The sequence below is a fragment of the Tautonia plasticadhaerens genome, assembly GCF_007752535.1.
GTDB lineage: Bacteria > Planctomycetota > Planctomycetia > Isosphaerales > Isosphaeraceae > Tautonia > Tautonia plasticadhaerens.
In genome coordinates, this window is record NZ_CP036426.1 from 3199749 (window position 1) to 3224984 (window position 25236).

18 protein-coding genes and 3 pseudogenes are annotated in these 25236 nt (G+C 68.5%); 13 read left to right on the forward strand and 8 right to left on the reverse strand.

From position 1 onward, the window contains the following. Window positions 1–387: 387 nt before the first annotated feature. Both ElP_RS12620 and ElP_RS12625 read right to left on the reverse strand, forming a co-directional pair. Complete coding sequence (locus tag ElP_RS12620) at window positions 388–1734, reverse strand: glycosyltransferase family 87 protein (protein WP_197446934.1); 1347 nt, start codon at window positions 1732–1734, stop codon at window positions 388–390. A gap of 238 nt (window positions 1735–1972) precedes the next feature. Continuing rightward, window positions 1973–2422, reverse strand: a complete 450-nt coding sequence (locus ElP_RS12625; protein ID WP_145269751.1) for a hypothetical protein — start codon at window positions 2420–2422, stop codon at window positions 1973–1975. A 337-nt stretch (window positions 2423–2759) separates the two neighbouring features. Between ElP_RS12625 and ElP_RS12630 the strand changes: the two genes are divergently transcribed. The 4 genes and pseudogenes from ElP_RS12630 to ElP_RS12645 all read left to right on the forward strand — a co-directional run bounded on the left by ElP_RS12630 (window position 2760) and on the right by ElP_RS12645 (window position 11421). Continuing rightward, entirely contained in the window at window positions 2760–4049 is a 1290-nt protein-coding gene (locus tag ElP_RS12630; RefSeq protein ID WP_145269753.1) for an efflux RND transporter periplasmic adaptor subunit, read from the forward strand. 56 nt (window positions 4050–4105) lie between these two features. After that, complete coding sequence (locus ElP_RS39585; protein WP_145269754.1) at window positions 4106–7441, forward strand: efflux RND transporter permease subunit; 3336 nt, start codon at window positions 4106–4108, stop codon at window positions 7439–7441. Window positions 7442–8281: 840 nt separating this feature from the next. After that, window positions 8282–9973, forward strand: coding sequence for a TolC family protein (locus tag ElP_RS12640; RefSeq protein WP_231749701.1), 1692 nt, complete (start codon window positions 8282–8284; stop codon window positions 9971–9973). Window positions 9974–10215: 242 nt separating this feature from the next. Continuing rightward, window positions 10216–11421 (forward strand): annotated as a pseudogene (locus tag ElP_RS12645) (IS3 family transposase). Here ElP_RS12645 and ElP_RS12650 read toward each other — a convergent pair. The 4 genes and pseudogenes from ElP_RS12650 to ElP_RS12665 form a co-directional block, all read right to left on the reverse strand. Beyond that, window positions 11389–11940: pseudogene (locus ElP_RS12650) on the reverse strand (IS630 family transposase); the annotation flags it as partial. The pseudogenes ElP_RS12645 and ElP_RS12650 overlap by 33 nt on opposite strands. Before the next feature lie 45 nt (window positions 11941–11985). After that, window positions 11986–12324, reverse strand: coding sequence for a COG3415 family protein (locus tag ElP_RS12655; protein ID WP_145269760.1), 339 nt, complete (start codon window positions 12322–12324; stop codon window positions 11986–11988). Window positions 12325–12446: 122 nt separating this feature from the next. Then, window positions 12447–13286, reverse strand: a complete 840-nt coding sequence (locus ElP_RS12660) for an IS5 family transposase (protein WP_145269762.1) — start codon at window positions 13284–13286, stop codon at window positions 12447–12449. A gap of 125 nt (window positions 13287–13411) precedes the next feature. Next, complete coding sequence (locus tag ElP_RS12665) at window positions 13412–15067, reverse strand: IS1182 family transposase (protein WP_145269764.1); 1656 nt, start codon at window positions 15065–15067, stop codon at window positions 13412–13414. Between the two features lie 718 nt (window positions 15068–15785). Between ElP_RS12665 and ElP_RS41180 the strand changes: the two are divergent. The 8 genes and pseudogenes from ElP_RS41180 to ElP_RS12700 form a co-directional block, all read left to right on the forward strand. Continuing rightward, window positions 15786–16274 (forward strand): annotated as a pseudogene (locus tag ElP_RS41180) (winged helix-turn-helix domain-containing protein); the annotation flags it as partial. Window positions 16275–16344: 70 nt separating this feature from the next. Next, window positions 16345–16866: a transposase gene (locus ElP_RS39590; RefSeq protein ID WP_231749827.1), complete on the forward strand. Its 522-nt coding sequence runs from the start codon at window positions 16345–16347 to the stop codon at window positions 16864–16866. A gap of 50 nt (window positions 16867–16916) precedes the next feature. Beyond that, window positions 16917–17351 carry a winged helix-turn-helix domain-containing protein gene (locus tag ElP_RS39595; RefSeq protein WP_145269741.1) on the forward strand — a complete coding sequence of 145 codons (435 nt, stop codon included), beginning with the start codon at window positions 16917–16919 and terminating at the stop codon, window positions 17349–17351. A gap of 9 nt (window positions 17352–17360) precedes the next feature. Further along, complete coding sequence (locus ElP_RS12680) at window positions 17361–18146, forward strand: transposase (protein WP_145269768.1); 786 nt, start codon at window positions 17361–17363, stop codon at window positions 18144–18146. A 50-nt stretch (window positions 18147–18196) separates the two neighbouring features. Then, on the forward strand, window positions 18197–19705 hold the full coding sequence (locus ElP_RS12685) for an ISAs1 family transposase (protein WP_197446935.1): 1509 nt from the start codon (window positions 18197–18199) through the stop codon (window positions 19703–19705). Next, entirely contained in the window at window positions 19620–20000 is a 381-nt protein-coding gene (locus ElP_RS37960; protein WP_197446936.1) for a PEP-CTERM sorting domain-containing protein, read from the forward strand. Before ElP_RS12685 ends, ElP_RS37960 begins: the two co-directional genes overlap by 86 nt. Window positions 20001–20182: 182 nt before the next feature. Next, window positions 20183–21520, forward strand: a complete 1338-nt coding sequence (locus ElP_RS12695; protein ID WP_145269772.1) for a hypothetical protein — start codon at window positions 20183–20185, stop codon at window positions 21518–21520. A 533-nt stretch (window positions 21521–22053) separates the two neighbouring features. After that, a complete protein-coding gene (locus ElP_RS12700) occupies window positions 22054–22350 on the forward strand; it encodes a hypothetical protein (RefSeq protein WP_145269774.1) in 297 nt (98 codons plus the stop codon). Between the two features lie 780 nt (window positions 22351–23130). Here ElP_RS12700 and ElP_RS12705 read toward each other — a convergent pair. Continuing rightward, window positions 23131–23565 (reverse strand): hypothetical protein, encoded by a 435-nt coding sequence (locus ElP_RS12705; protein ID WP_145269776.1) that lies wholly within the window; start codon window positions 23563–23565, stop codon window positions 23131–23133. A gap of 221 nt (window positions 23566–23786) precedes the next feature. Further along, the gene (locus ElP_RS12710) at window positions 23787–24056 is read right to left on the reverse strand and encodes a hypothetical protein (protein ID WP_145269778.1); all 270 of its coding nucleotides are present in this window, start codon (window positions 24054–24056) and stop codon (window positions 23787–23789) included. 92 nt (window positions 24057–24148) lie between these two features. Between ElP_RS12710 and ElP_RS12715 the strand changes: the two genes are divergently transcribed. Next, window positions 24149–24577, forward strand: a complete 429-nt coding sequence (locus ElP_RS12715; protein WP_145269780.1) for a hypothetical protein — start codon at window positions 24149–24151, stop codon at window positions 24575–24577. The last annotated feature ends 659 nt before the right edge of the window (window positions 24578–25236 follow it).

The window sequence follows — 25236 nt, forward strand, 5'->3', positions numbered from 1 at the left end:
CCGTCCCCGACGACGTTGCAAAACGCCAGTAGGATCATGGCGGGCCCGTCCTCGATCGGTGGTCGTGGGAAGCCGCTTCAACTCCCCATGCTACCGCCGAGGCGGGCCCGCGAAATCCGCATCAGTCGAGCTGAGAGCAGCGAAAGAAACCGGGGGGATCGGTGCCAGAACCAGGCCGGCCGAGGACACCCCGAGCCGACGGGGCTCTTGGCGCACTCGCTGATGGGCGGGCGTTGCGGCCACGGGGGTGGGGCGAGCCCCCAGCCTGTCATGCCCGCTGGTTCAGCGATTCGTCCTCTGACATGGAAGGAGCACCCTCGGAAATGGATTCGGGATCCCTCGACGGGGATTGCCATCGGCCCGAGGGGGCCCCGGCGGTCCTCGACATCACCGGGGAGTGAGGCGGACGGCCGGCTCCGAGCGCACCACGGCGGCCGCCAGCACGCATCCCAGGGCGAACGTCGGCAAGCCCACCACGTCCTCCAGCCAAGTCGAGCCGTCGCCGATCAGCAGATACGCCACCTCGAAGGCGGAGATCCAGCCGAAGTAGCCCAGCAGCGCGGCCGCCAGCGCCGCCCGGCGACGGAGGCGACTCCAGTCCTGGGCGACCCAGTATGAGGCGAGCATCAGCGGCACCATCTGGTACTGAGGCAAGCCGTTCTGGCTGAGCAGCAGTGTCGTCAGGGCGGCCAGGACGGCGGCCGACTCCGGCTCGGGGTGGCGGGCGCGGCACCACACCCACGCCCCCAGCAACCCCAGGGCGAGGGCGGGCCCGGCCAGCCGGTCGAGGTCCGGATCGGGCAGCGGCCCGCGGAGCGGGGAGTACCGCCCCCGGAGGAAACGGAAGATCGACAGGTAGGACGAGGAGCGTCCCGCGGCGAAGCCCAGCGGCCGGAACGTCGACGGACCCCAGACCAGCCAGCTGAGCCCCAGGCCCAGGGCGATCAGGCCGGCCGAGGTGGCGAGGAGACGGACCCGGAGCCGCCCGCGGTCGAGGGCGAGGAAGGGAAGCAGCACGATCGGGAAGAACTTCAGGAGCGTCCCGGCGGCCAGTGCGACGGCGCAGGGCAGGTCGCGATCCTTCCGACGGGCGTGCACGGCGGCGATGGCGGCCAGGCCGACCAGGACGTCGAAGTGGCCGCGGATGGCGACCTCGACCCAGGCGTAAGGGCCCCAGGCCCAGGCCATCAGCCCCGCGACCGCGAGCGGCGACGTCCGTCGTCCGTCGGCGAGGTGCTTGAGCAGGGCGACGGCGGCGGCGCCGTAGGCGGCGGCGAAGAGCAGCTTGGGGGCCAGGGGGTTGACCGCCGCGAGGGGGGCCAGCGCGTTGAACAGGGGGCCGTAGGCGTTGGGGGGGTAGGCTCCCCAGTAGCCGTGCTCGACGAACCAGGGGTCGCCGCCCATGCGGACGACCGCCCAGAACCGGAGGTAGAGGGCGTAGTCGTGGACCGCACCGGCGAGGACCGTGACGGCGAGGAAGGCGGTCGCGACGAGGAGCAAGGAGTTGCTCGAGAATCGGCCCGGCGACCGATCCCCGGGCGGTCGCCGGGCAGCGGTGCGGCGGTCCCATCGGCGCAGCGTCAGGGCGAGCGCAAGGCTGAGGGCCCAGGCCATCAGCCCGGCGTCGATGAGGGAGAGGTCCGGGGCGAGCCACAAGGTAGCCGAGGCCCAGGCCGCGGCCAGGGCGAGGTACAGCGGGATCAGGATGTCCACCCGGCGGTGGTAGGGAGCCATGGCCGCCCCTCGCGGAGACGATGCCGAGGATACCAGGCGGTCGGCGTGGAGGGAAGAAGCGCACCGTGGCGTGGGAGTGGGGTCGAGGGGGCGGGCCGCCGAGCTCGCCGCGGTGCCAGCCCGGCCGGCACGGACCACGCGGCACTCCCGAGTCGCGATTCTTGCCCCAAATAACGCAGCCGCCGACATGCCCGGGTCTGCCTGGGGAATCCCCCCAGAAGAAGCTCGAGACCCCTGATCAGTGGCTTCCGAGCCGGAAATGCCGGACTTGACAGGTCGTCTGGTTGCGCCTATTAATTTTAAACTGTGTTGTCCTGCGCCACCGAATAGAGGGGCAAGTGACAAGGCTTCCAATCGCGACAAGCTGCTGTCTCTCCGGCATCGCACTGCTGATGTGCGCACTCTCGTCGCCGACCGGGACCCCGCAGGCGACAAACACCCGCCTCCATCCGGATTCCCTCGCTCGGAAGACCGTCGTCACTTCTGGCGGCTCCGCAGTGGCCTTCACGTCAGCCGCGCCTGTCGGGGCGTTCCTCGTCGAGGAGCACTCCGGCCTCATCGAGGAGACCGAGGAGGAGTCGTTCGACTCGTCCTCCTGCCTCGCCTCGCCCGCCTCCATCGTGCCGTCCGTGCCGCCCAAGGTGCGTTCCGGCTCCCTCCTGGGTCGATCGTCGAGGACGTTCGCCATCCCACTTCGTTGTTGAAGTGTGACCTCCTCGGTCCCGCCGCGCCTTCGCCCATCGGCGACCCCCTCCTCGGTCCCGCCGACGGCCGACCCGATCACTTTGCGTGCGTCGCTCCGCCGCCCCTGACGGGTCGCCCGAACACGTCCAGCCCCTGAGCCTTGGCGCGATCGCATCGACCTGGAGGTCGGGGAGCGTCCCCGGTCTGGCTAGCACGACAGCCGCAGGCTCGCCGTAGGCCATTGGTGATGACCGCTCGTCTCGTCGACCGCCCGGGAGCATCCCCGCACGCGGCGTGGGCCCGGGAAAACCGAGCACTTCGCAGATTGAGGGATTTCGATCATGAATCCGTTCGCCTACGCCCGCCGTCGGCCGATCACGACGCTCCTGCTCGTCCTCGGCCTGGCAACGGCCGGCGTCCTGGCCGCCACAATGATGGACGTCGTCGACGTCCCGGCGATCGACACGGCCAGAATCGGCCCCTGGCTCGATCGCGTCAGCAGCAGGGCCCTCGACAGTGTCAGCGGCGTTGCCGAGGCAGCCGAGCCCGAGGAGCAAGGCCACCACGGCGAGCACCACACGATCATCGTGACCAGACCCAAGGCGATGGACGTCACCATCACCCAGCCCTATGTCTGCCAGATCCATTCCAGGCGACATATCGACGTCTGCGCCCTGGAGAGCGGTTATCTTGAGCAAATTCTGGTAGGTGAGGGACAGGTGGTAAAGGAGGGCGATCTTATGTTCAAGATCCTCCCGACCCTCTACCAGGCGAGGCTGGACGCCGAGATGGCCGAGGCCCAGCTCGCGGAGCTGGAGTACAACAACACCAAGAGCCTGGCCGACAAGAAGGTGGTCTCCCAGAACGAGGTGAAGCTGCTCCAGGCCAAGCTGTCCAAGGCCCAGGCCATGGTGACGCTGGCGAAGGCGGAACTGAATTTCACGAACGTCGTCGCCCCGTTCGACGGCATCGTCGATCGCCTGCACCAGCAGTTGGGCAGCCTGATCGGGGAAGGGGATGTCCTCACGACGTTGTCCGACAACAGCGTGATGTGGGTCTACTTCAACGTGCCCGAGGCCGCCTATCTCGAATACATGGACAGCCGCGCGAAGGACGGGCGGGATGAGCGAATCGAGCTTGAGTTGGCCAACGGCGAGCTTTTTTCGCAGGTCGGCAAGATTGGTGCGATCGAGGCCAAGTTCAACAACGAGACCGGGAACATCCCCTTCCGGGCGGACTTCCCCAACCCTGACCGCCTGCTCCGCCACGGCCAAACCGGCACCGTGCTGATCAACCGAGTGCTGGAGGGCGCCATCGTCATCCCGCAGCGGGCGACCTTCGAGATCCTCGATAAGCGTTACGTCTACGTGGTCGACGACGACGACCACGTAGTCGACGACGAGGGCGACGACGACGACGACGAGGGCAATGAAGACGACGGCGCCGTGCACCAGCGCCTGATCACCATCGAGCACGAGAAGGACGATATCTTCACCGTCAAGAGCGGGCTGACCGAGACCGACAAGATCGTCCTCGAGGGGATCCGTGAGGTACGCGAAGGCGAGGAGATCGAATACGAGTTTCAGGAGCCGGAAGAGGTCCTCGGGCACCAGAAGTACCACGCGGAATGAAGGATCATCTCGGGCGCCTCCCCCTAACACACGATCCCTCCACAGTTTTCTAAAAAATGTTCACGAAAATACTCTACCGGCCTGCGCTCGCCATCGTGATCTCCATCATCCTCCTGTTCCTTGGGGTGCTGGGGATTGAGACCCTTCCAATCGCGCAGTTCCCCGATATCGCGCCGCCGACCGTCCAGGTCTCCATCGCTTATCCGGGTGCGAGTGCGGATGTCCTGGTGGATGCGGTCTTGATCCCGCTGGAACAATCCATCAACGGCGTCCAGGACATGCGGTACATGGTCTCCTCCGCCACCAGTGCGGGCGAGGCGGCGATTCTGATCTACTTCGAGCCGGGGACGGATCCGAACATCAATGTGGTCAACGTGCAAAATCGGGTCAATATTATGCTAAGTCGGCTCCCCCCCCTGGTCGTGCGGGAGGGGATCCTCGTCAGCCAAGTTGTGCCCAGCATGCTGATGTACGTAAACATCTACAGCACGGATCCGAACGCCGATCAGAAGGACCTGTTCAACTTCGCCAACGTCAACATCATGCCCGTGCTCAAGCGAATCCCGGGCATGGGCATCCCCAGAAATCTTGGCAACCGTGCGTTCGCGATGCGCGTCTGGCTGAAACCGGAGCGCATGCGCGCCTATAAAGTATCCACCGAAGACGTCATGGAGGCCTTGGCGGAACAGAGCGTCATCGGATCGCCCGGGCGGCTCGGCCAGGCAACGGGCAGGACGTCTCAATCTCGCGAATACGTCCTGACTTGGATCGGGCGTTACAACAAGCCCGAGCAGTACGCCAACATCATCCTGAAGGCCAATCCCGAGGGAGAGATCCTGCGGCTCAAGGATGTCGCCGACGTCGAATTGGGATCAGAGTTCTTCGATATATATTCGGACATCAACGGTCATCCCGCGGCATCCATCATCCTGAAGCAGTCGCCCGGTTCCAACGCCGCCGACGTCATCGAGCAGATCAAGACCGAACTCGAGCAGATCAAGCAGGAGACGTTCCCTCCCGGAATGGATTACGAGATCGCTTACGATGTTTCTAAATTCGTTGATGCGTCCATCGAAAAAGTGCTCCATACCCTGCTCGAAGCGTTCATCCTGGTGTCGCTGGTCGTCTTCATGTTTCTCGGGGACTTGCGGTCCACCTTGATCCCGACCCTCGCCGTCCCGGTGTCGCTGGTCGGGACCTTCTTCGTCTTGCAGCTGTTCGGTCTATCGATCAACCTGATCACGCTCTTCGCCATGGTCTTGGCGATCGGTGTCGTTGTCGACGACGCGATCGTGGTGGTCGAGGCGGTGCATGCCAAGATGGCGATGCAGCACCTGCCGCCGTACCGTGCGACCATGGAGGTCCTGCACGAGATCTCGGGCGCAATCATTGCCATCACTCTGGTGATGACGGCCGTCTTTGTCCCGGTGACGTTCGTTCCCGGACCCGTCGGCACCTTCTATCGCCAGTTCGGGATCACGATGGCCACGTCCATCATCCTGTCCGGGATCGTGGCCCTGACGCTGACGCCCGTCCTCTGTGCGATGATCCTCAAACCCCACTCCCATGACGACGGCCACGAGAACATTAACGGCCACGAGAACGGCGAGAAGAAGTCGCGCGGGTTGGGCGCCATTCTTCTCTACGCCATCGGCGGCCTGCTGGTCCTGGGAGGGGTCACCTATCTCGCCTACGAACTCTGGGGGCCGGTGGGCTTCCTGTTCATCCTCCTGCCCCTCGTCCGACGCCCCTTCGACCGCGCCGTCGAGATTGTCACGACCGGTTATGCGGGGATCCTGCGGCGCATCGTCACGCTCCGCATGCTGACCATGCTCGTCATCGGGGGTTTTGTCGCAGGCATCGTCGTCGTCAACACGCGGCTTCCTTCTGGATTCATCCCGGGAGAGGACCAGGGCATCATCTACGCCGTCCTCCAGACCCCTCCGGGCTCGACGCTCGAGTACACCAATGCCAAGTCCCACGAGCTAGAGGCGATCGCCAAGGAGGTCCAGGGGGTCACCTCGGTCACCTCGTTGGCAGGCTACGAGGTCCTGACAGAAGGGCGAGGCTCGAACGCGGGGACATGCATCATCAACCTGAAGAACTGGTCCGACCGTCAACAGACCTCACGCCAGATCATCGAGGAACTCGAAGAACGGTGCCGTCAGATCAGCAACGTGAAGCTCGAGTTCTTCGAGCCCCCCGCGGTCCCCGGCTTCGGCGCGGCCGGTGGGATCTCGGTGGTGCTCCTCGACAAGACGAATACGTCCGACTATACGCGGCTCGGAGAAGTGACCGACGAATTCATGGCCGCCTTGGGCGAACGAGATGAGCTGAGCAACCTTTTCACGTTCTTCGCCGCCGACTACCCGCAGTACGAGCTGGTTATCGACAACGACGTGGCCATGCAGAAGGGCGTGTCGATCGGGAAGGCCCTGGATAACCTGAACATCCTCATCGGTAGCACCTACGAGCAGGGCTTCATCCTCTTCAACCAGTTCTACAAGGTCTACGTCCAGGCGGAGCCCGAGTCCAGGAGGTTCTCGGCGGATCTGGACAACCTGTTCGTCAAGAACGAGACCGGCGAAATGGTCCCCTACTCCTCGTTCATGAAGATCGAAAAGAAGCAAGGCTTGAATGAAATCACCCGTTACAACCTCTATCCGTCGGCCACCATCCAGGGTGCTCCGGCTCCCGGCTACAGCACCGGACAGGCCATAAAGGCGATCCAGGAGGTCGCCGACGAGACGCTGCCACGCGGCTACGGCGTCGGTTGGGCCGGCCTGTCCTACGACGAGTCGAGGAAGGGGAACGAGGCAATCTATATCTTCCTCATCGTCGTCGCCTTCGTCTATCTCATACTCGTGGGCCAGTACGAGAGCTTCATCCTGCCGCTGGCCGTGATCTTCTCGCTGCCGATCGGGGTCTTCGGCTCCTTCTACTTCCTGCAGCTTGTGGGCATGTCCAACGACGTCTACGCCCAGATTGGTCTGATCATGCTGGTCGGCCTGCTGGGGAAGAACGCGATCTTGATCGTCGAATTCGCCGTGCAACGGCGGCAGGAGGGCCAGTCGCTCATGGCCGCGGCGGTTGAGGCGGGGAAGTTGCGCTTCCGGCCGATCCTGATGACCTCCTTCGCCTTCATCGCCGGGCTCATCCCGCTGGTGGTTGCCACCGGTGCCGGGGCGATCGGCAACCGCACTATTGGCACCACGGGCGCCGGCGGCATGCTCATGGGCACGCTGGTCGGCGTCCTGGTCATCCCGGGCCTGTACTACCTGTTCGGCAAGCTCGCCGACGGCCGCAGCCTCCTCCAGGACGAGACGAATGAGCCCATGAGCGAGGTCTTCGAGCATCCGGCCGAAGGTCATCCGGGCGGGGATCAGCAGTAGGGGATTCCCGCGGTGATGGAGCGCGGCCGTGGCCACCCGGCGGCCGGGATCGGCACGATCCGAACGCCGGGATGCTGATCGAGCGGCGGTCCCCGGACCACACCCCGGCATCGCCGCACGGCCGCCATCGAGATCGGCAACTGATCCAGGCCGGTGATCGCGGAGGTCCGACGGGCCCGGGGGCGATGCCGCCCCTGCGCCTGCCCACTCGGGGACTCGCCCGATGCACCGGGCCGCGGACATCGCCCAAGGAGGGTTCCAGGGCGACCATGACCCGCTGGTCGCGAACCCGTACCCGGGTCGAGATCGCCCCATTCTCGGATCGGAGCGACGGGGTCCGTAAATGCGTAGACGACGCCGGATCGCCCGACATCGGGTCGGCCCCGCCACGCCCGCCACCGAGTCGACGAGGCGATCTCGCATGCCACTCCGGTCCCAATCGCCCCCGGTCACGCCGGGAGAGGGCAGGACGTCATCCCGATCGACACCCCGGACGCCCCCGAATTCGGGCGACCGGGCCATTCGTCACAAACGTCACTCAAGTCAAAATCCTCAGGGGTCGATCCAAACAAGGTTCCCCCCCTCGCGTGTTCTGTTCAAGCTCCCGCCGATCTCGCCCCTGAACATGCCGGACGCGAGTAGGGACACGGATGCCTAGGGATCGTTCGGCGGCAATCGCCGACCATCTCAAACTCCTCAGGGACAAGGCTGATGGCCCTCTCGTCGAAATCCTCGGACACCGGTCGCAGGACGCGCCAGATTGCGAGGGCAATCGCCGGTAGCATCATCCTGCTCGTCCTGCCGGCGTGTGGCATCCCCCCACGCCGTCCCCCGGATCCGATGCCGGCGCTGCCTGAGAGCTTCAACGGGGTGACCACCCCGGACAACTCCTCCCAGCTCGGGGTCCAGGAGTTCTACCGGGATCCGACGCTCCTGCGCCTGATCGAACAGGCCCTGGCCGACAATCGGGAGCTGAAGATCCTGAACGAGGAGGTGCAGATCGCCAGCAACGAGATCCTGTCGCGCTCCGGGGCCTACCTGCCCTTCCTCACCATCGGGCCCGAGGTGGGCCTACAGCGGTTCAGCGATCGCACGCTCGAGGGGGCCGCCATCGACGTCGATCCCTTCGTCTTAAACCCCGATAAATTCTTCAAGAACCCGCACGCCAACTATCTGCTCGGGACCAACTTCACCTGGCAGGTCGACATCTATCGGCAGCTGAGGAATGCGCGGGACGCGGCGGCTCGGCGCTACGTCGCCGCCATCGAGCGGAGGAACTTCTTCGAGACCCGCTTAGTCGCAGACATCGCCGAGAATTACTTCCGGCTGATGGCGCTCGACAAGCGGCTCGAGAACCTGAACCAGATCATCGCGTTCCTGGAGCAGAGCCTCATAATCGCCGAGGCCAGGAAGGAGGCCGCCCGAGACACCGAACTGGCCGTCCTCCGGTTCGAGGCCGAGGTCCGCAGGAACCAGAGCGAGAAGCTGATCGTCTACCAGGACATCATCGAGACCGAGAACCGCATCAACGTCCTGATCTATCGCTACCCGCAGAGCGTCGAGCGCAACTCGGCGGGGTTCTTCGACCTGTACATCAACTCGCTCGACGTCGGGGTGCCCTCGGAGCTGCTTCAGAATCGGCCCGACATCCGCCAGGCCGAGCGGCAGTTGGAGGCCGCCGGGCTCGACGTGCAGGTCGCCCGCGTCAACTTCTTCCCCCAGCTGATCCTCAACGCCGGCGTCGGCCTCCAGTCCTTCAACATGGCCGGCCTCTTCTCGCCGGCGGCGGTGCTCGGCAACGTGGCCGCGGGCTTCGTCGGCCCGCTGGTCAATCGGAGGGCGATCAAGGCCGATTACCTCTCCAGCAACGCCCGGCAGCTCCAGGTCATCTACGACTACCAGAGAACCATCCTCGAGGCCTTCACCGAGGTCGTCAACCGCCTGACCGAGGTGCAGAACTACAGCGAGAGCGTCGCGCTCAGGAAGCAGCAGTTGGCCTCGCTCGAGGCCGCGGTCGATGTCGCCAACCAGCTCTTCCAGTTTGCCCGCACCGAATACCTCGACGTGCTCACCGCCCAGCGAGACCTCAGGGACGCGAGGACGGCCCTGATCGACACCAAGGAACAGCAGCTGACCGCCGTCGTGAACGCCTATCAGGCCCTCGGCGGCGGTACCCTGTGGTCGATCGCCGATCGGGAAGACGTGCTGCATCCGATCCCCCTCGTGCACGGGGCCCTCGGGGACAAGGACTTCTGGGCGCTCTCGCAGATCCATTACGGGTCAGGCCGATATTTCAAGGCCCTCCGAGCGTCCCTCCAGGGGGTCATCCCCTACCGCGACCACCTCAACCCTCCCGATCCCTACGAGGTCCCAAATGTCGACCAGCCAGCCCCTGCCCTGATCGAGGAAACCCTCCCGCCTGCTCAACTCCTCCCCGATACGGAGCCCGACGACGACCCGGGACTTCCGCCCGCGCTGCCGCCCATGCCGCCACCCGCGGACGAAGCTGGCCCATTCGGCCGGACCCAGTAGTTCCAAGAACGGACCTGGAGTCGAGGGGTTGAGGTGGATGACGCAAGGCCCCTCCGTAGAATGACTTTTGGCAACGAGGTCATCACCGGAGGGAGCCATGCGCCCGAAGCATTATCCCCTCGACTGTCGGCAGGTCTGTCGCGCCGCCACCGAGCACCTGCAAGCCCACCTGACCTGCCCCCCGGAAACGAGACCAGCTGCGATGCGATAATCGCGGGCGGCAACCCCAGGGGCGCGGGACCATGGCCAATAGGCAGCGACACACGCCCGAGCAGGTCATCGCCAAGCACCGCGAGGCCGAGGTCGAGACGGCCAGGGGGGTGGCCCTCGCCCAGGCCCGCAAGGACTGGCGATCACCGAACAGACCTACTCCCGCTGGCGCAAGGAGTACGGCGGGAGGGAGCTCGACCGGGCCAGGCGCCTCAAGCAGCTCGGAGGCGAGAACGCGCGCCTGAAGCGGCTGCTGGCCGACGCCGAGCTGGACAAGGCCATCCTCCGGGAGGCGGCCTCGGGAAGATACTGGGCCCGGCGAAGCGGCGCGAGGCGGTCGAGCACGTCCGGAGCGTGCTCGGCCCCGACCGCGTCTCGCGGCGCCGGGCCTGCAAGGTCCTGGGCCAGGCCCGCTCGACGCAGCGGCGGGCGCCGGCCGTGCCCGACGACGAGGCGCGGCTGGTGGCCCGGATGGTGGAGCTGGCCTGCGAATACGGCCGCTACGGCCACCGCCGCGTCACGGCGCTGCTGCGGGCCGAGGGCTTCGACGTCAACCGCAAGCGCCTCGGGCGGCTGTGGCGTCGGGAGGGCCTGAAGGTGCCGGCGAAGCAACCGAAGCGCGGCCGGCTGTGGCTGAACGACGGGTCGTGCGTGCGGCTCCGTCCCGGGCACAAGGACCACGCCCGGAGCTACGACTTCGTGCAGGCGAGGACCCGCGACGGCCGGGCCTTCCGGATGCGGACGGTCATCGACGAGCACACCCGCGAGTGCCTGGCCATCGCGGTGGCGCGGGAGCTCAAGGCCGACGACGTCCTGGAGCGGCTCTCGGACCCGTTCGTGCGGCGGGGCGTGCCCGGGCCCATCCGGTCGGACAACGGCCCGGAGTTCACCGCCCAGGCGGTGAGGGGTCGGCTTGAGCGGGTGGGCGTGACGACCCTCAACATCGAGCCGGGCAGCCCGTGGGGGGGCGGCGACATCGAGTCGTTCAACGGCAAGCTCAGCGATGAGCTGCCGGACCGCGAAATCTTCGACACGCTGCTGGGGCGAAGGTGCTGATCGAGCGATGGCGGGTTCGGTACGACACCGTCCGCCCGCACAGCAGCCTGGGCTATCGGCCGCCGGCACCCGAGGCGATCGTGCCGTGGACGCCGGCCTTCGGAGCTGCGCTCCTCGGCCCGGCGTCTATGGCCGGGGCGGTTGGATCATTAGTGCGGTTTCGGATTGAGTGTGGCGGTTGACTCGCCGGTCGGGTACCCGCTATGGCAGAACCACCCGAGGATGTCAGCCGGACGGACCGCCCGCAGGGCCTCGCCCATCGCGTCGATCAGGGTGGCGACCGTCCGCGCCTTCGCCTTCCGCAGCCACGCCTTGAGCTTGGAGAACATCTGCTCGATCGGGTCGAGGCCCGGGCTGTACGGCGGCAGGTAGCGGACCTCCGCACCGGCCGCCTCGATCAGCCGCCGGACCTCGGCCGTCTTGTGGCTGCCCAGGTTGTCCATGATCACGAGGTCGCCGGGCCGCAGGGCCGGCGCCAGGCATCGCCCGACGTAGGTCTCGAAGCCGGCCGCGTCGGTCGCCCCGTCGAAGGCCAGGCAGGCCGGCTCCGGCACGCCGCCCAGGCGTACCGCGGCCGTCAACGTCGTGATCTTCCAGTGCCCGTGGGGCACCGGACCGTCGACGCGCACGCCGCTGGGGGCCCGGCCGTAGGCCCGGTCCATCGCCGTGCTCGCGCCCGTCTCGTCGACGAAGACCAGTCGGGTCGGTCGCCGCGAACTCGGCCCGCCAGGCGGATCGCGCCTCCTTCAACTCGGGCCGGTCCTGCTCGGCCGCCCGCCGCGACTTTTGTTGCGCGTGATCCCCAGACGCACCAGCGTCCGGTGCACGGCCGAGGGGCAGCACGAGACGCCGGCGACGCGGGCCAGCCCCTCCAGCGTGGCGTCGTCATCGGCTCGGACCGCCTCGCGGAGCCGCCCGGCGGCCCCGGGGTCGAAGGCCGGGGCTCGCCCGCCGCCGTGCGGCCGCGGCGCGATCGAGCCGGTCTCCCGCCGTTGACGCATCAGCTTGCGGATCCAGGAGACGCTGACCGAGAAGCGGGCGGCGACCTGCTCGCGGGTGGCGTCGCCCTCGTCGCAAGCCGCCACGACCCGCTCGCGGAGGTCGGTCGATTAAGCTCTCATCCCTGGGGCCCTCCATATCGTCCCAGGGATAACCGCGTCAACCGCTACATTCAACAAGAAACCGCACTGAGAGGCTATCCGGAAAGCTAGGCGGCCTGGGGTTTCCTGTACATGAATGGAGCCGGCTTCCGCGTCTCGTCGGGGGCCAGCCTCCGCAGCATCCCCCCGATGGCGCTGATCCGCACCCACGCCCCACTCGACTCGGGATTCCACTCGTAGTCCTTGCTGTGCCGCCGGTCCCGGCCCAGCCACGCGAAACTCCGCTCGGCTACCCATCGCTTCGGCAGCTTCACGAACCCCGCCTCCCCTTCGGGACGCTTGACCACCTCGACCCGGAAGGGGGCCTCCGTCTCCTGGAGCCAGCCGTCCGGCCGCCGGTTGTTGTACTTGGTGTCCCCATAGATCACCTCCAGCCGGGGATACCGCGGCCGGTCCAGCCGCCCCAGGACCTCGGGGGCCGTCGCCCCGTCGTCGGCCGAGGCCGCGGTGATCACCACCGCCAGCAGCAGCCCCAGCGAGTCGAACAGGGCGTGCCGCTTCCGCCCGCGGACCAGCTTGCCGCCGTCGAAGCCCCGCTCGCCGCCGACCTCCGTGCCCTTGACCGTCTGGCTGTCGATGTAGCCGACGCGCGGCGTCGGCTCACGCCCCTTGGCCTCTCGCACCTGCGGGCGGAGGGCGTCGGCGATCCGCTGCCAGGTGCCGTCGTCGCGCCACTGCTGGAAGTCGTCCCAGACGGTGCTCCTGGGCAGCAGGTCGTGCGGCAGCAACTCCCACTGGCAGCCGGTGCGGGCCTGGTACAGCAGGGTGTTGAGCACCTCGCGGATGTCGGTCGCGCGTGGCCGACCGCCGGGCCGGCGGGGCGGGATGAACGGCTCGATGATCGTCCACTGGGCGTCAGTCAGGTCAGTCTTGTAGGGCTTTCGCATCGGGGCGTAGGTGGCTAAACCGTGATGCTGTCTCCTGTTACCGCGGGGATTCTAGGGCCAAGCCGGCTTCCCGGATAGCCTTTAACATAGAGACTGCCCCCCCCGATGATCCTGCTGGCGAAATGTCAGGCCGGGACGGCCGCGGTGATCAGCCGGACGAAGGCGCACGTCCTGGTCGCTTCTCGAGGTGCCTCCGCGAGCCAGTCGACGACGCGCAAGATGTCGATCGCGGCCGCCGTCGCCAGGTGCTGGAGGTGCGTCTTCGCCCGACCCGCGTAGCGCGATCGCCGCAGCCCGGCGACCCGGACCGCTTGCGAGATCGTCCCTTCAATCCCCGCGCGGTGGGCGTAGTCGGCCCGGTACTCCTCCGTCTCCTCCCGCGCGCGGGCCGCCCTCAGCGCCTCGAACGGCTCGCGGGCCCGGATCGTCAGCGACCGCCTCGCCGCCCCCGTGCACCGCTCTCGGGCGGGGCAGGGCTTGCAGTCCTTCCTCGAGAACTTGATGTGCACGACCTCGGTGTGGTCCCGCTCCACGGCCGGCGTCCACCCCGAGCTGACGCGCCCCTCCGGGCAGGTGGCCCGGCTGCCCTCCCAGTCGATGGCGAAGTCCGACGCCGTGAAGCCGCCGCCGGCCAGGGCCTGCCAGCCGTAGTCCGGCCGCGTCGGCCCGATCAGCTCCACGCCGTGGTCGCGGCGGCTGCTGACCAGCAGCTCGGCGTCGATGTAGCCGGTGTCCGCTAGGTGCTTGCCCGGCAGCGAATCCTTCCGGCCCAGCTGCTCGTAGATCCCGGCCAGGGCATCGCCGTCGGCCGCCGGCGCCGGCGCGGTCGTCACCTGGACGACCAGGTGGGGCGACTCGTCGTCGCACGTCTCGGTCAGGTGGGCCTTGTAGCCCACCCAGATCGTCGACCGCTTCTTGCCGTACCGGGCCTCGGAGTCGTGAGGCGAGTTGATCGACGCGGCGGAGGGCGGGATGCCGTCACCCTCGGCCCGCCAACGCAGCCCGCCGGCCTCGACCAGGAAGTGCTGGACCCAGACCCGGCGCAGCGTCTCGACCGCCGGCGATCGCGCGACCGAGGGCGGGGCGCCGGCGTCGTAGGCCGCCGCCAGCAGGGCGTGGCCGTCCTTGCCGACCTCCCGGGCGAGGGCGCGGCGGCCCTCCTCGGAGTCCGGGAGCCGGGACTCCTCGGCTCGCCGGCCGTAGCGCTCGACCCACTCCGCCCGGGCCTGACGGCGGAGCCACTCTGGGTCCGCCGCTGCCAGGCTGTTCAGGACGTGGCGCATCGTCTCGACGACGCACTCGAGCCGGTCGAGGTTGCGGACGCGGGCCAGGACGTGCGTCGCGTCGGTGCGCTGGCGGCCGCGGGTCTTCAGCCAGCCGCGCCCGCGGCAGAGATCGAGGAGCGCGTCGAGCAGCCGCCCCTCGGCCGAGCCGGCGACGAGCCGCGCCCGGAACTCGCAGAGGACCGAGGCGTCGAAGCCGGGGTCGTCGAGCCCCAGGCCGAGGGCGTACTTCCAGTCGATCCGCCCGCGCACCGCGTCGGCGGCGCGGCGGTCGGACAGCCCCTCGGCGAACTGGAAGACGGTCACGAGGGCCAGCCGCCAGGGGGACTCAGCGGGGCGGCCGCGGCTCGGGTACGGGTCGGCGAAGTCGTCGTCTCGGAAGATCGTGCCCAGCTCATCGCGCAGGGCAATGTAGGTGTTGCCACCGGGGAAGGCGGCGTGCGCGACGCGGGCGGCCTCCTCGGGCACCGATCCGATCGGCCGTGGGTGAAGCGACATGTGCGGGCTCCGTCCGGGTGGGATTCCCCTGGGACGTAGCGTAAGCCCCACCCGCTGGTCGATCTCGGATTCGCCAGCAGGATCAACGGCGGGGGCAGGTCAGTCGGCTGGCGGACCACCCGCCTGAACATCGCCGAAGGGTTGGCCGACCGAAGCCGCCTCTCTCACGCCCTTTGAGGGATATGGCTACGCGGGGTTCTCGTGGAGGATGCGGAAGCAGATCACGCTGGCCGCCAGCGTCGTCCAGGCGTCCATGATCACGCCGAGCCGGTCGTACCTCACCCGGAGCCGACGCAGCCCTTGAGCCAGGCGATCGTCCGCTCGATCACCCAGCGGACCTTGCCCAGCCCGCTGCCGTGCGGCGTCTTCCGCCCCAATTCACGCAACCGGTTCGCGCAGTGCTCCGGCCTCCGAGCGGCTCGATCTTCCAGGAGCCTCGCGGTAGACCGGTCCAGGTGCCGGTGACTCTACTCATCAACGAACGCTGGATCACGCAGTGGCTGCACCTTCCGAGATCGAAGGAGCAGGGGCCACCCCTCGCGCTCCTGAACAAGTGACCACAAGAGAAACGTCGCCTTGGCCCTCGTCCGACTATAATCGAACAGTCCTTCATGCGGCATGCCCGGCTCTCGGACTGGTGCAACGTCGATCCGTGTAATACGGAATTGCCTGGATCGCTATCCTTCATGCGGGGATCGCCCGCATGGAGGGCAGCACCATGGCCCGCGACCGACTGCCGATCGCCCCGCTCCTGGACCCCGGCGAGATCGCCCGCCGCTACCGCGCCTGCCGTTCCGGCGTCGAGAAGACCCACGGGCAGGTCCTCCGGCTGCTGACCCGCACCGCCGACCCGCCCGCCCCCGCCGCGGTGGCCGCCCGGGTCGGCCTCACCCCCGCCTGGGTCCGGGCCATCCTGAAGCGGTGGGACGCCCAGGGGCCCGCCGGCCGGGCCGACCGCCGGGCCGCCCGCGACGGCGGCCGGCATAAGCCCCCGGACGAGCAGCAGGCCGTCCTGTTCGAGGCGTTGCAGGGCCGCCCCGACGACGGCGGGCTGTGGGCCGGGCCGAAGGTGGCCGCCTACGTCCGCGACCGGTGGGGCGTGGCCGTCCGCGTCGAGGCCGGCTGGCGCCGGCTGCGGCGCCTGGGCCTGAGCCTCCAGGTCCCCCGGCCCCGCGACCCGGGGGCGGCGACGGCCGACGAGCAGCGGAGGTGGCAAAGGCGACCTGGCCGACCGGCTGGCCGGGCTGAGGGCCGAGCACCCGGGCAAGGCCGCCGAGCTGTGGGCCGAGGACGAGGCCCGGCCGGGGCTCAAGCCCGTCGCCCGGCGGGTCTGGGCCGTCAAGGGGCGACGACCGACGGCCAACGGCCGCACCGGGTGTCAGTGGCTCTACGTCTACGGCTTCGTCCACCCGGCCAGCGGCCGCGACCTGGAGCCGATCCTGCCGGCGGCGGATACCGACCGGATGGCCGCAGCGCTCGGCGAGTTCGCCCGGTGGGCGGGCCCCGCGGGCGAGAGGCTGCTGGTGGTGCCGGTCGACAACGCCGGCTGGCACGTGGCCAGGCGCCTGGCGGTGCCGCCGGACGTGGTGCGGCACCGGCTGCCGCCCCGCACGCCGGACTTGCAGCCGGCCGAGCCGCTCTGGCCGCCGCTGCGCGCGGTGGTGGCCAACGAGGGCTTCGACGACCTGGAAGCGTTGGAGCGCCCCTTGATCGGTCGATGCCGCTGGCTGATCGACCACCCCGAGGTCGTCCGCGGGGCGGTCGGCTTCCACTGGGCGGTCGCCCTCAATGGTTATTGACTCCATCCTGGCCAAAGAAACACCTGGGCGGTTTGCGGCGTAGTACCGGTATGAGGCCCATCGGGACCGCAGGCGAACTGGAACGCCGCCGTCGCCGAGCCGTCGAACTGATGCAGCAGGGCGAGTCCCCCACCGTCATCGCTCGCATCCTCGGCGTCTGCCGTACCTCGTTGTATCGCCGGCTCGGCATGGCCAAGGACTCCCCCGAGGCCCTGGCCGCCAGGCCGCATCCCGGCCCGACGCCCCGGCCCTCCGACGAGCGGCTCCGGGAGCTCGAGGACTTGCTGCCGCGGGGGGCCAGGGCCCACGGCTGGCCCAACGACCCGTGGAGTGCCCAGCGGGTCGCCGAGGTCATCCGCCGCCGCTTCGGCGTCACCTACCACGTCGAGCACGCCCGCAAGCTCATCCGACGGCGGCTGAACCGGGCCGGCCAGAGGCCGCAGAGGCGGGCCAAGCAGCGCAACGAGGAGGGGATCGCCCGCTGAAGGGCCGAGGTGCTGCGCCGGATCGTCGAGCGGGCCGAGCAGCGGAAGGCCCGACTCGCCTTCCTCGACGGGTCGGGGTCCCCGCTCGAGCCGGTGGCCCGCCGCACCTACGCCCCCGGGGGAAAGGCCCCGATCCAGGGGGCGTGGCATCGCAAGGGCCGGATCTCGGCGATCGGCGCCGTGGCCGTCAGCCCGGCGCTCCGGCGGCCCAACCTCGTCTTCCGGTTGCTGCCGGACGACGCCAACGCCCACGGGGAGGACACGGTCTCCTTCCTGGCCCGGCCCCGGGGCCGGCCCCGGGGGCCGATGACGATCCTCCGGGACCGGGGCGGGATCCATAAGCGGTCGAGGGTGGTGGAGGCGTACCAGGCCAAGCATCCGGGGATCGAGGCCGAGGACTTCCCCGGCTACGCCCCGGATGCGAATCCGGACGAAGGGGTGTGGGGCGACACCGAGTACCCGCGATTGCCGAGCTATGCGCCCGAGGACACCCGAGAGCTCCGGCTCCGGCTGTGGGACGAGTCCTCGGCCTTGCGGCAGCGACCGAACCTGCTTCTCGGCCTTGCGGCAGCGACCGGACCTGCCGGCCTCGTTCATCCGCCACGCCGGGATCCCACTCCGGTTGGAGTCCTTGTCTCTTTGGCAAGGCTGGGCTCAGTAACGCATAACTTCCGGACGACGAACGGCTTATCGCCACTCGAGCACGGGAGGGACTCCGGGCATCCTGCGGGGTTGGTCACGACCCCACACCGATGCCAGGAGGACCCCCAGGGCTACCGCACTATGAACTACTGACGGCGTAGGGGTTTCCGGCTATGCCGGGGGGAAACCAGGAGCCCCATCCCATGCCGCCACTGCCGATCACGGCCGTCTTCGCCGAGGTGCCCGACCCCCGCCGGGAGACGGCCAACACGCTCCACGACCTCACCGACATCCTGACCGTCGCCACCTGTGCCGTCATCGGCGGGGCCGAGTCCCGGGAGGCGATCGCCGAGTACGGGAGGACCAAGGAGGGGTTCTTCCGCCGCTTCCTCCGCCTCGACAACGGCATCCCCAGCCCGGACACCTTCGAGCGGGTCTTCGCCAAGCTGGCCCCGGGGGCGTCCGCCCGGGCGTTCGGGCGCTGGATGGCGGCGGCCTGCGGGGCGACCGGCCTGGTGCCGATCGCCATCGACGGCAAGTCGGCCCGGGCGGCCAGGCGGGACACGGCCACCGGGTGCCTGCACGTCGTCACGGCGTGGGCCGCCGAGAACCGCCTGGCCCTCGGCACGGCCTGCGTCCCGGGCGGCTCGAACGAGGTGGCGGCGATCCCCGCGCTGCTCCGGGTGCTGGACCTGGCCGGGGCGATCGCGACGATCGACGCGGCCGGCTGCCGGGTCGAGGACGCGCGGATCATCCGCCAGCAGCAGGGGCACTCTCTGCTGACCGTCAAGGACAACCAGCCGACGCTCCGGGCGGCCGTCGAGTCGGTCTTCGAGCGGGCGTGCGAGGCCGACTTCGAGGATGTCCGGTGCGACGGTCACGAGTCGGACGAGGACGGCCACGGGCGGCACGAGGAGCGGTACGTGACGGTGATCTACGACCCCGTCGGCCTGCCGGCGGGGTGGCCGGACGTGGCGGCGGTGGTGCAGGTCAACCGCGAGCGGGAGGTCGGCGGGGAGCGGGCCGTAACCACCCCCTACTACATCGCCAGTCACCCGGGGACAGCCGCCGAGTTCGCGGGCCGGATTCGGGGCCATTGGGGTATCGAGAACGGGCTGCACTGGGCCCTCGACGTGGTCTTCCGGGGGGATCGCAGCCGGATCCGGGCGGAGAACGCCGGGGCCAACCTGGCGTTGATCCGGCGGGTGGCGGTCGCGCTGTGGTGGCGGGCACCGGGCAAGGGGAGCGGGGTCACGAAGCGTCTCAAGGCCGGCTGGGACGACGACTATCTGCTTCAGGTCCTTCAAAGGAATGACAGCAGTTGTAGTGCGGTAGCCCCGGGGCGGCTTCTCGGTCGACTTCTCCGAGCACCACAACGCCAGGATGCAGGACTTTCGGACGGCGATCGGCTGCGCCTCGGCATACCCGGAGGGGCAGGTGACGATCGGGGGGGTCGTATTCGCCATCCCCGAGGGCGGGCCGAACACCTGGTCGGCCGCCGCCGTCGCCCTCGACCACGGCGACCAGCCCGTGTCGATCGAAGTCGGCGTCGGCGCCTTCGGCGTCGAGTCGGCCCACCTGCTCCTGACTACGCACAAGGGGGAGCGGCTTCCGGGCAGCTTCGCGATGCTGGAGTTCTTCGGCTCGGGCGGGGCGTACTACGCCCGGCCGCTGGACGGCGACGAGGACGTGCGCGACTGGCTGTTCAGTGAGTACACCAACGCGATCAACGGCACGTCCACCGTCGAGGTGTTCGCCGCGGGCAGCGGCTTCCAGCGGGCGTACCGACTCGACATGCTCACCGTCGAGCTGCCGGTCGCGTTCCGGACCCAGACCCTGGACATGATCCGGGTCAGCGACTGGGGCAACTATGAACTCCAGCGGCTGAACGTCCACGGCATTACGATCACGGCCGTCCCCGAGCCGTCCTCGCTCCTCGTGGGACTGCTTGGTGCCTGTCTGGCCGGCTTCGGCGGGTGGCGGACCCGACGCCGAATGAAGACGTGAGTAAATCGTGACGTCCCGCGACGACACTCGCCCGTACGCGCCGCGCGTTGTCCCGCCTCCGGACGAGGCGGACCGAATCCGCTCGGCGGATCGATCTCGCGGCGGCTAGACTAGGAACCCGGACAGACCGCTCGCTCGTAGGGGGCTACCCGGCCTCACTGAGCACCCTCGGAGATGCCAAGATGTGGCGAACTGAAGAGGGCCCTCGCGTCCTGCGCGGGGCCGAGTGGGCGCTGTTCCAGGCCGGGCCTGAGGCGACTTGGGAGTGGGTCGAACTCTCGTACGGCGACCCCACGGCGTCCCTGGTCGACACGCCCGCCTTCGACTCGCTCCAGTACGGCCAGAAGCTCGCGATGCTCGCCCTCGTCGGCCGCGCCCTTCGAGATGAGGACGTCCCCGAGCCCGAGCTGACCGCCTTCTCCGAGGGCACGGTCGCGGCGATCTACCGGCACATCGTCCACAATATCGAGATCGAGATCGAGGAGCCCAGCGAAGACAACGAGGGGGCGCCGGTCGAGCGGGCTGAGGCCCCGTCCGACCGGAACTGGCGTCGGCTGGCCCTGGAAGCTTATCGGGAGCCGGAGACCCGTGGCGCGGGGGAGCTGTCCGAGCCCCGAGCCCGGTCGGCCGCGCCTGGGGAGGCGGCCGGCAGTCCGGTGAGTGAGGACGAAGATCCGGCGCCGGAAGGTGACGAGGACGACATGGAGTGGCACCCTCCAGTCCTCGACTCGGCCGTCGTCGAGGACTGGGAGTACCTCGTCGACGGCCTCGCACACCGCGTCCTCTGGGACGACGAGGACTTCGACGTCACTTACCTCAAGGACTTGGATCCCGAGGTCGCCTCTCGCCGGAGGGCGATCCTGGACATCCCGGATAATTACTACATCGCCGTCGCGCCGGACCCGACCGACGAGCAGCTCGACGAGATCCGGCGGACGCTCCGCGAGCTGTGCGGTCGCCCCGAGCCTCCCGAGCCGCGATTGGTAGGCATGATCGTCGACCTCCACCACGACCTGCACGTCGGACCGTGCGAGCCCGGGGAGATCGAGGGCGAGCACGAGGGCCCGCTGGTCGTCGTGGCCGAGGCCACGGAATCGTCCGACTTCGACTGCACCTACGAGGAGTGGGCGCGACACTTCCGGGAGGAGGCCCGCCGGGCGGGCGAGGCCCACGCCGGCCGGCCTGCGGACTTCTCCGCGGTCCCCGGACCGGAGTGGGCAGATCAGGTCGACCGGGCCGGGGTGACCGGCCTCCCGATCAAGCTCGAACACGGCTGTTGGATCGAACAGATCGTTGAGCGTTGGGTCGTGCGGGACCGAGATGGCGACCTGCTCGAAGACCCGCTGGAGAACTGCTGGTCGGGCGAGGGCCTGGTCGATGACCTCCGTTCCGTGAGCTATGCCACCCCGCGTGTGGCCCTGGGGGCCTATTTGTGGTGCCGGGAGATGGCGGCCGATCGGCAGGCGCGCCACGAGGATGCGATGCGGCTCCTCGGCCTTGATGGGGATGCCGGGCAGTGACGGGTCGCCCGCAGCGGAGGGCGTCTCCCCCAGGCCAGCGGTGCAACCCGGTCGACGGATGGCCGGGGTCACGACGAAGGTCCCTGCGGCGATCCGATGGGGAGGGCGATGGCGACGCTTGGATGGGGGCTACCGTATCGATGAGGGGTCCAATGAGCCCTTTGGGCTCTCCGCCGGGGCCGTCGACCTGGACCGCGTCATCTCACTCTGCTCCGCCCCCCTCGTCATCCGTGGTAATTGCGACTTGGTGTGACTCTGGAAGCTCATCGTGACCGAGGGGGACCGCGTAGTCGCCGTCGTCCAGACGCACCACGGGCGGCCGGCGACCGTGACCCGGTTCGGAGACTGATCACTGCCCCGGCCGCGAGCTCCGATCCTCCCCCGAGGGTCGGAGTTTTTATTGAGCGCAAAACCCCAACAATAGGCTTAATATTGCATGCAGGATACCGGCGGGGCCGTCGGGTTGCCCCGCCGCACGCCCCGCCCCTGGTCCGCCCGGGGCGTGCCACCACTCGCGAGCCGGAGGTCAACCGATGACGATCGAGACGCCGAGTGCCCACCTGGCCCTGCTGATCGGCGGGGCCCGCACCAGCGATTCGGTGCGCCTGTGCGACGTGTCGCGCAGCGACGACGAGTCGGACCCGCGCGGCGGCGGGGTCGCCGTGCAGATGGAGCTGTCCGACCCGCCCGGAGGGACGGGGACGCTGCTGCTGTCGTCCACCGAGGCGGAGGCGGTGGCCCATGCGCTGCTGCGGGCGATCGACAGGGAAGCAGGCCAGGTCCCGGCGTTGCGACGGCCGGACGTGCCGGGCGACGCCGAAGGCTCCTGACCCACCTAACTATCCGAGATAGTACCCGCTCCCGGCCCCGAGGCTCGCACCCTCGGCCACCCGGGGGCGTCGGCATTCGATGCCGCTGGCGTTGCTTCCGTGAGTTCGCTCCCGAGGTTGCGGCGGTTGAACGTCGGCCCGATCGGCGACGGGCCGATCTAACTGCCCGTCGACTTCAACAGCATGCCTGTCCTCCATCCAGATCAGAGGCGAGCGCGGGAACCGCATGCACCAGGTCGACTACGTTGGGTTAAAGGGAGGCCATCGACGCCCACCAGGCCAGCATGCCGCCGTGGCGGTATCAGTTCCCCCGAAGCAAGTACCTGACGCTGGGACCGGGATGACCTGCCCGACTTCGGACGCGACTTCGTCTCCCCTGGGTACATCGCTGGGGCTGAGTTCCTCTACCAGGGCATCCGGGCGTCGTCTTAAACCAGAGGGGGTTCGGCGGGTCATCACTCCGCCGGGCCCCCTCGAAGGCTACCCCTCCCGTTTGACCCACAAGGACTCTCCTCCGTGAATCCCAGAAAGAACCTGACTCCTGCCCGGGAGGACGTTCTCCGTCCGTCCCGACCTTCCCCCGCCTTTGCCATCGCGTTCGCGGTCTGGATCGACCCGGAGGCCCTCGCCGGCCTCGGGGTATTCCTTCGCAGCCTCGGGGAATTTCTCGGGGACCTCGCGAAATTCATCGGGCCCTTCGTGATCGCCGGGCTCGCCTCGCAATTCTGACCGCTCTATCCCCGGACGCCCGAGAGGGCGTCCGGGGCCCTCGTTCCGGCTTTACTCCGCCTCGACCGCCTTGAAATTCCTCGCCTCGATCACGCCGACCATTCCCTCCGCGGCGTCCAGGAATCCAAGGTCAATCGGGCGGGCTGTTCCAATCTTGGTTGCCCGCTCGACGGACACCTTCACGACCGGATGTCCGTCCGGCGTCTCTTCTTCCCCGAGCAGCCTCACGACGCTGCCAGTGCCAAGGCCCTTTGAAGTCACCAGACCAATCAGGGCCCCCGTCGACGTACCGTCCGGGGTCGTCTCGGTCGCCCGACGGAGGCTTTCGTCGAGGAGTTCGCCGGCCGTCGAGGTTTCGCCGTCCACCCAAAGCCGCTCATTCTCGACCAAAGCGTATCGGCGTCCTAGTATGTAGCTGCCGTCATCCCCATTGCATCCGAAAATCGCCATAAATAAAGTAAATGAAATCGTCTCCACTCGCCGCATTACCCTCACCTCCCTTGCCTGGTTCGCGAGCCGAAGACCCAAGGCACTCGGGTCCGCCCGTAGTCGTACAAGAAGGGCGGACCCGGGCGGGCACGGTTCGTGTCGGGCTCCTCGGTTCTGATGGCCGGAGTGCCCGACCGCCCGGCCGGTCACTCCACGCCGAATCCCTCGGGCCGGGCTCGCCTCCCAATCATCCCCGGGGGCCCGGCCTCCGTCGAGGCTCAGTACCTCGGCCGTCGTCGCTCGACCGCATCGGTGTAGCCCTGGCGCATCAGTTCCAGTGCCCGGGGGCCGCGTCCCTCCCAACCGAGCCGCCGGGCCAGCTCGTCGAAGGTCGGCATCGGCCGGCGGCCGGGAGTGACGGCCCCCCCGGCGAACGTCTCACGCTCGACCAGGTCATGCCCCGCGGCGTACCCGGTCCTGTAGGGCAGCCAGGCCCACGCCTCGGCCGGGTCGTCGTCGAGGTGGTCGCCCTGGTGATCATCGGCCATCCCGCGCCTCCCCTATCACGGCCGTCCCCTCCCCGCTACATTGCCCTGGCGGCCGAGATGACCCGATAGGACCAATCGAGGAGGGCTTGTCTATGAAACTCCGCTGGATGGCGACCGTCCCCTTGGCGGCGGTGCTGGTGGCCGGGGCGGCGGTCTGGGGCCGGCAATTCGACCACGTCGTCGACTCGGGGCCGACGGACCAGTTCATCACCGCCGGGAGCTATGCGTTCAACCGGGCCCACATTGCGATGGTGACCTGGCGACCCGATCCGTCGCGGGTCCCGACGGCGGTGCAGGGCACCGGCGAGTTCCTTACGCCCTGGGTCGTCGACGTGTATGGCGTCGGGGGCCAGCCGCACGTCGTGCTCCACGAGCCGAGTTCCTCCGCCCTGCTCTCGCAGCTCGACATCGACCCCGAAGGTGACATGGCCCCGGAGGCTCCGGTAATCCCGGAGGACGAGGAGGCCCCGAAGCCTCCGGAGTACACGAAGGAGTCCCTCCCAGAGCCGTCGGGGGAGTGAGCCCTGGCAACCCGTTTCCATCCAATCATGGGCCCTCTCCGGCGAACGTGTCCGGGGAGGGCCAACACCTCGTGGGAAAACCCATAATTCCGGAACATGGTTACACTACCACGGACTACTACGGAAGGGCCATCCGTACCACCAAAGCTCAGGACTTTACGCGTCGGGACGCGACGGATTTCAACCGGGGTCGACTCGGTGTAAACTTCTACCAGTCGGACGTTTCGGGCTGAGCGATCGTGACCGGATTTGGACTCTGAATAAGGGTGAGGTCCCAGGTTCGAATCCTGGTGCGCCCATTTCCGCATATCCCAATCCGAACGCATCCCGCGTTTCTCCTCTCGGGCGGGCGGCGGCTCGGCCTGACTGCGGTCCGATCGTGACCGTCACCGCACCCTGTCCAGGGCCCCTCGGCGAGCGGCGGTCATGCCCGTCCGTCCGGTCGTCCCGAGTCCCTTCCTCCGCGATCCACACGCCCTCCGGCCGGACCCTCGGTGGGGATGCCACTCCCCCTTCGAATGAGTTCAGCCGCGATGTGATCCTCGGTGTTGTGTTCGCCTCCCCCCGACCCGATTCGAGTCCGGCCAGGAGGGGACCCGAACGGAGGGACCCGGGCCCGTCTCCCGGCCCGGGATGCGTCGGGCCCCTCAGGGGGGGAT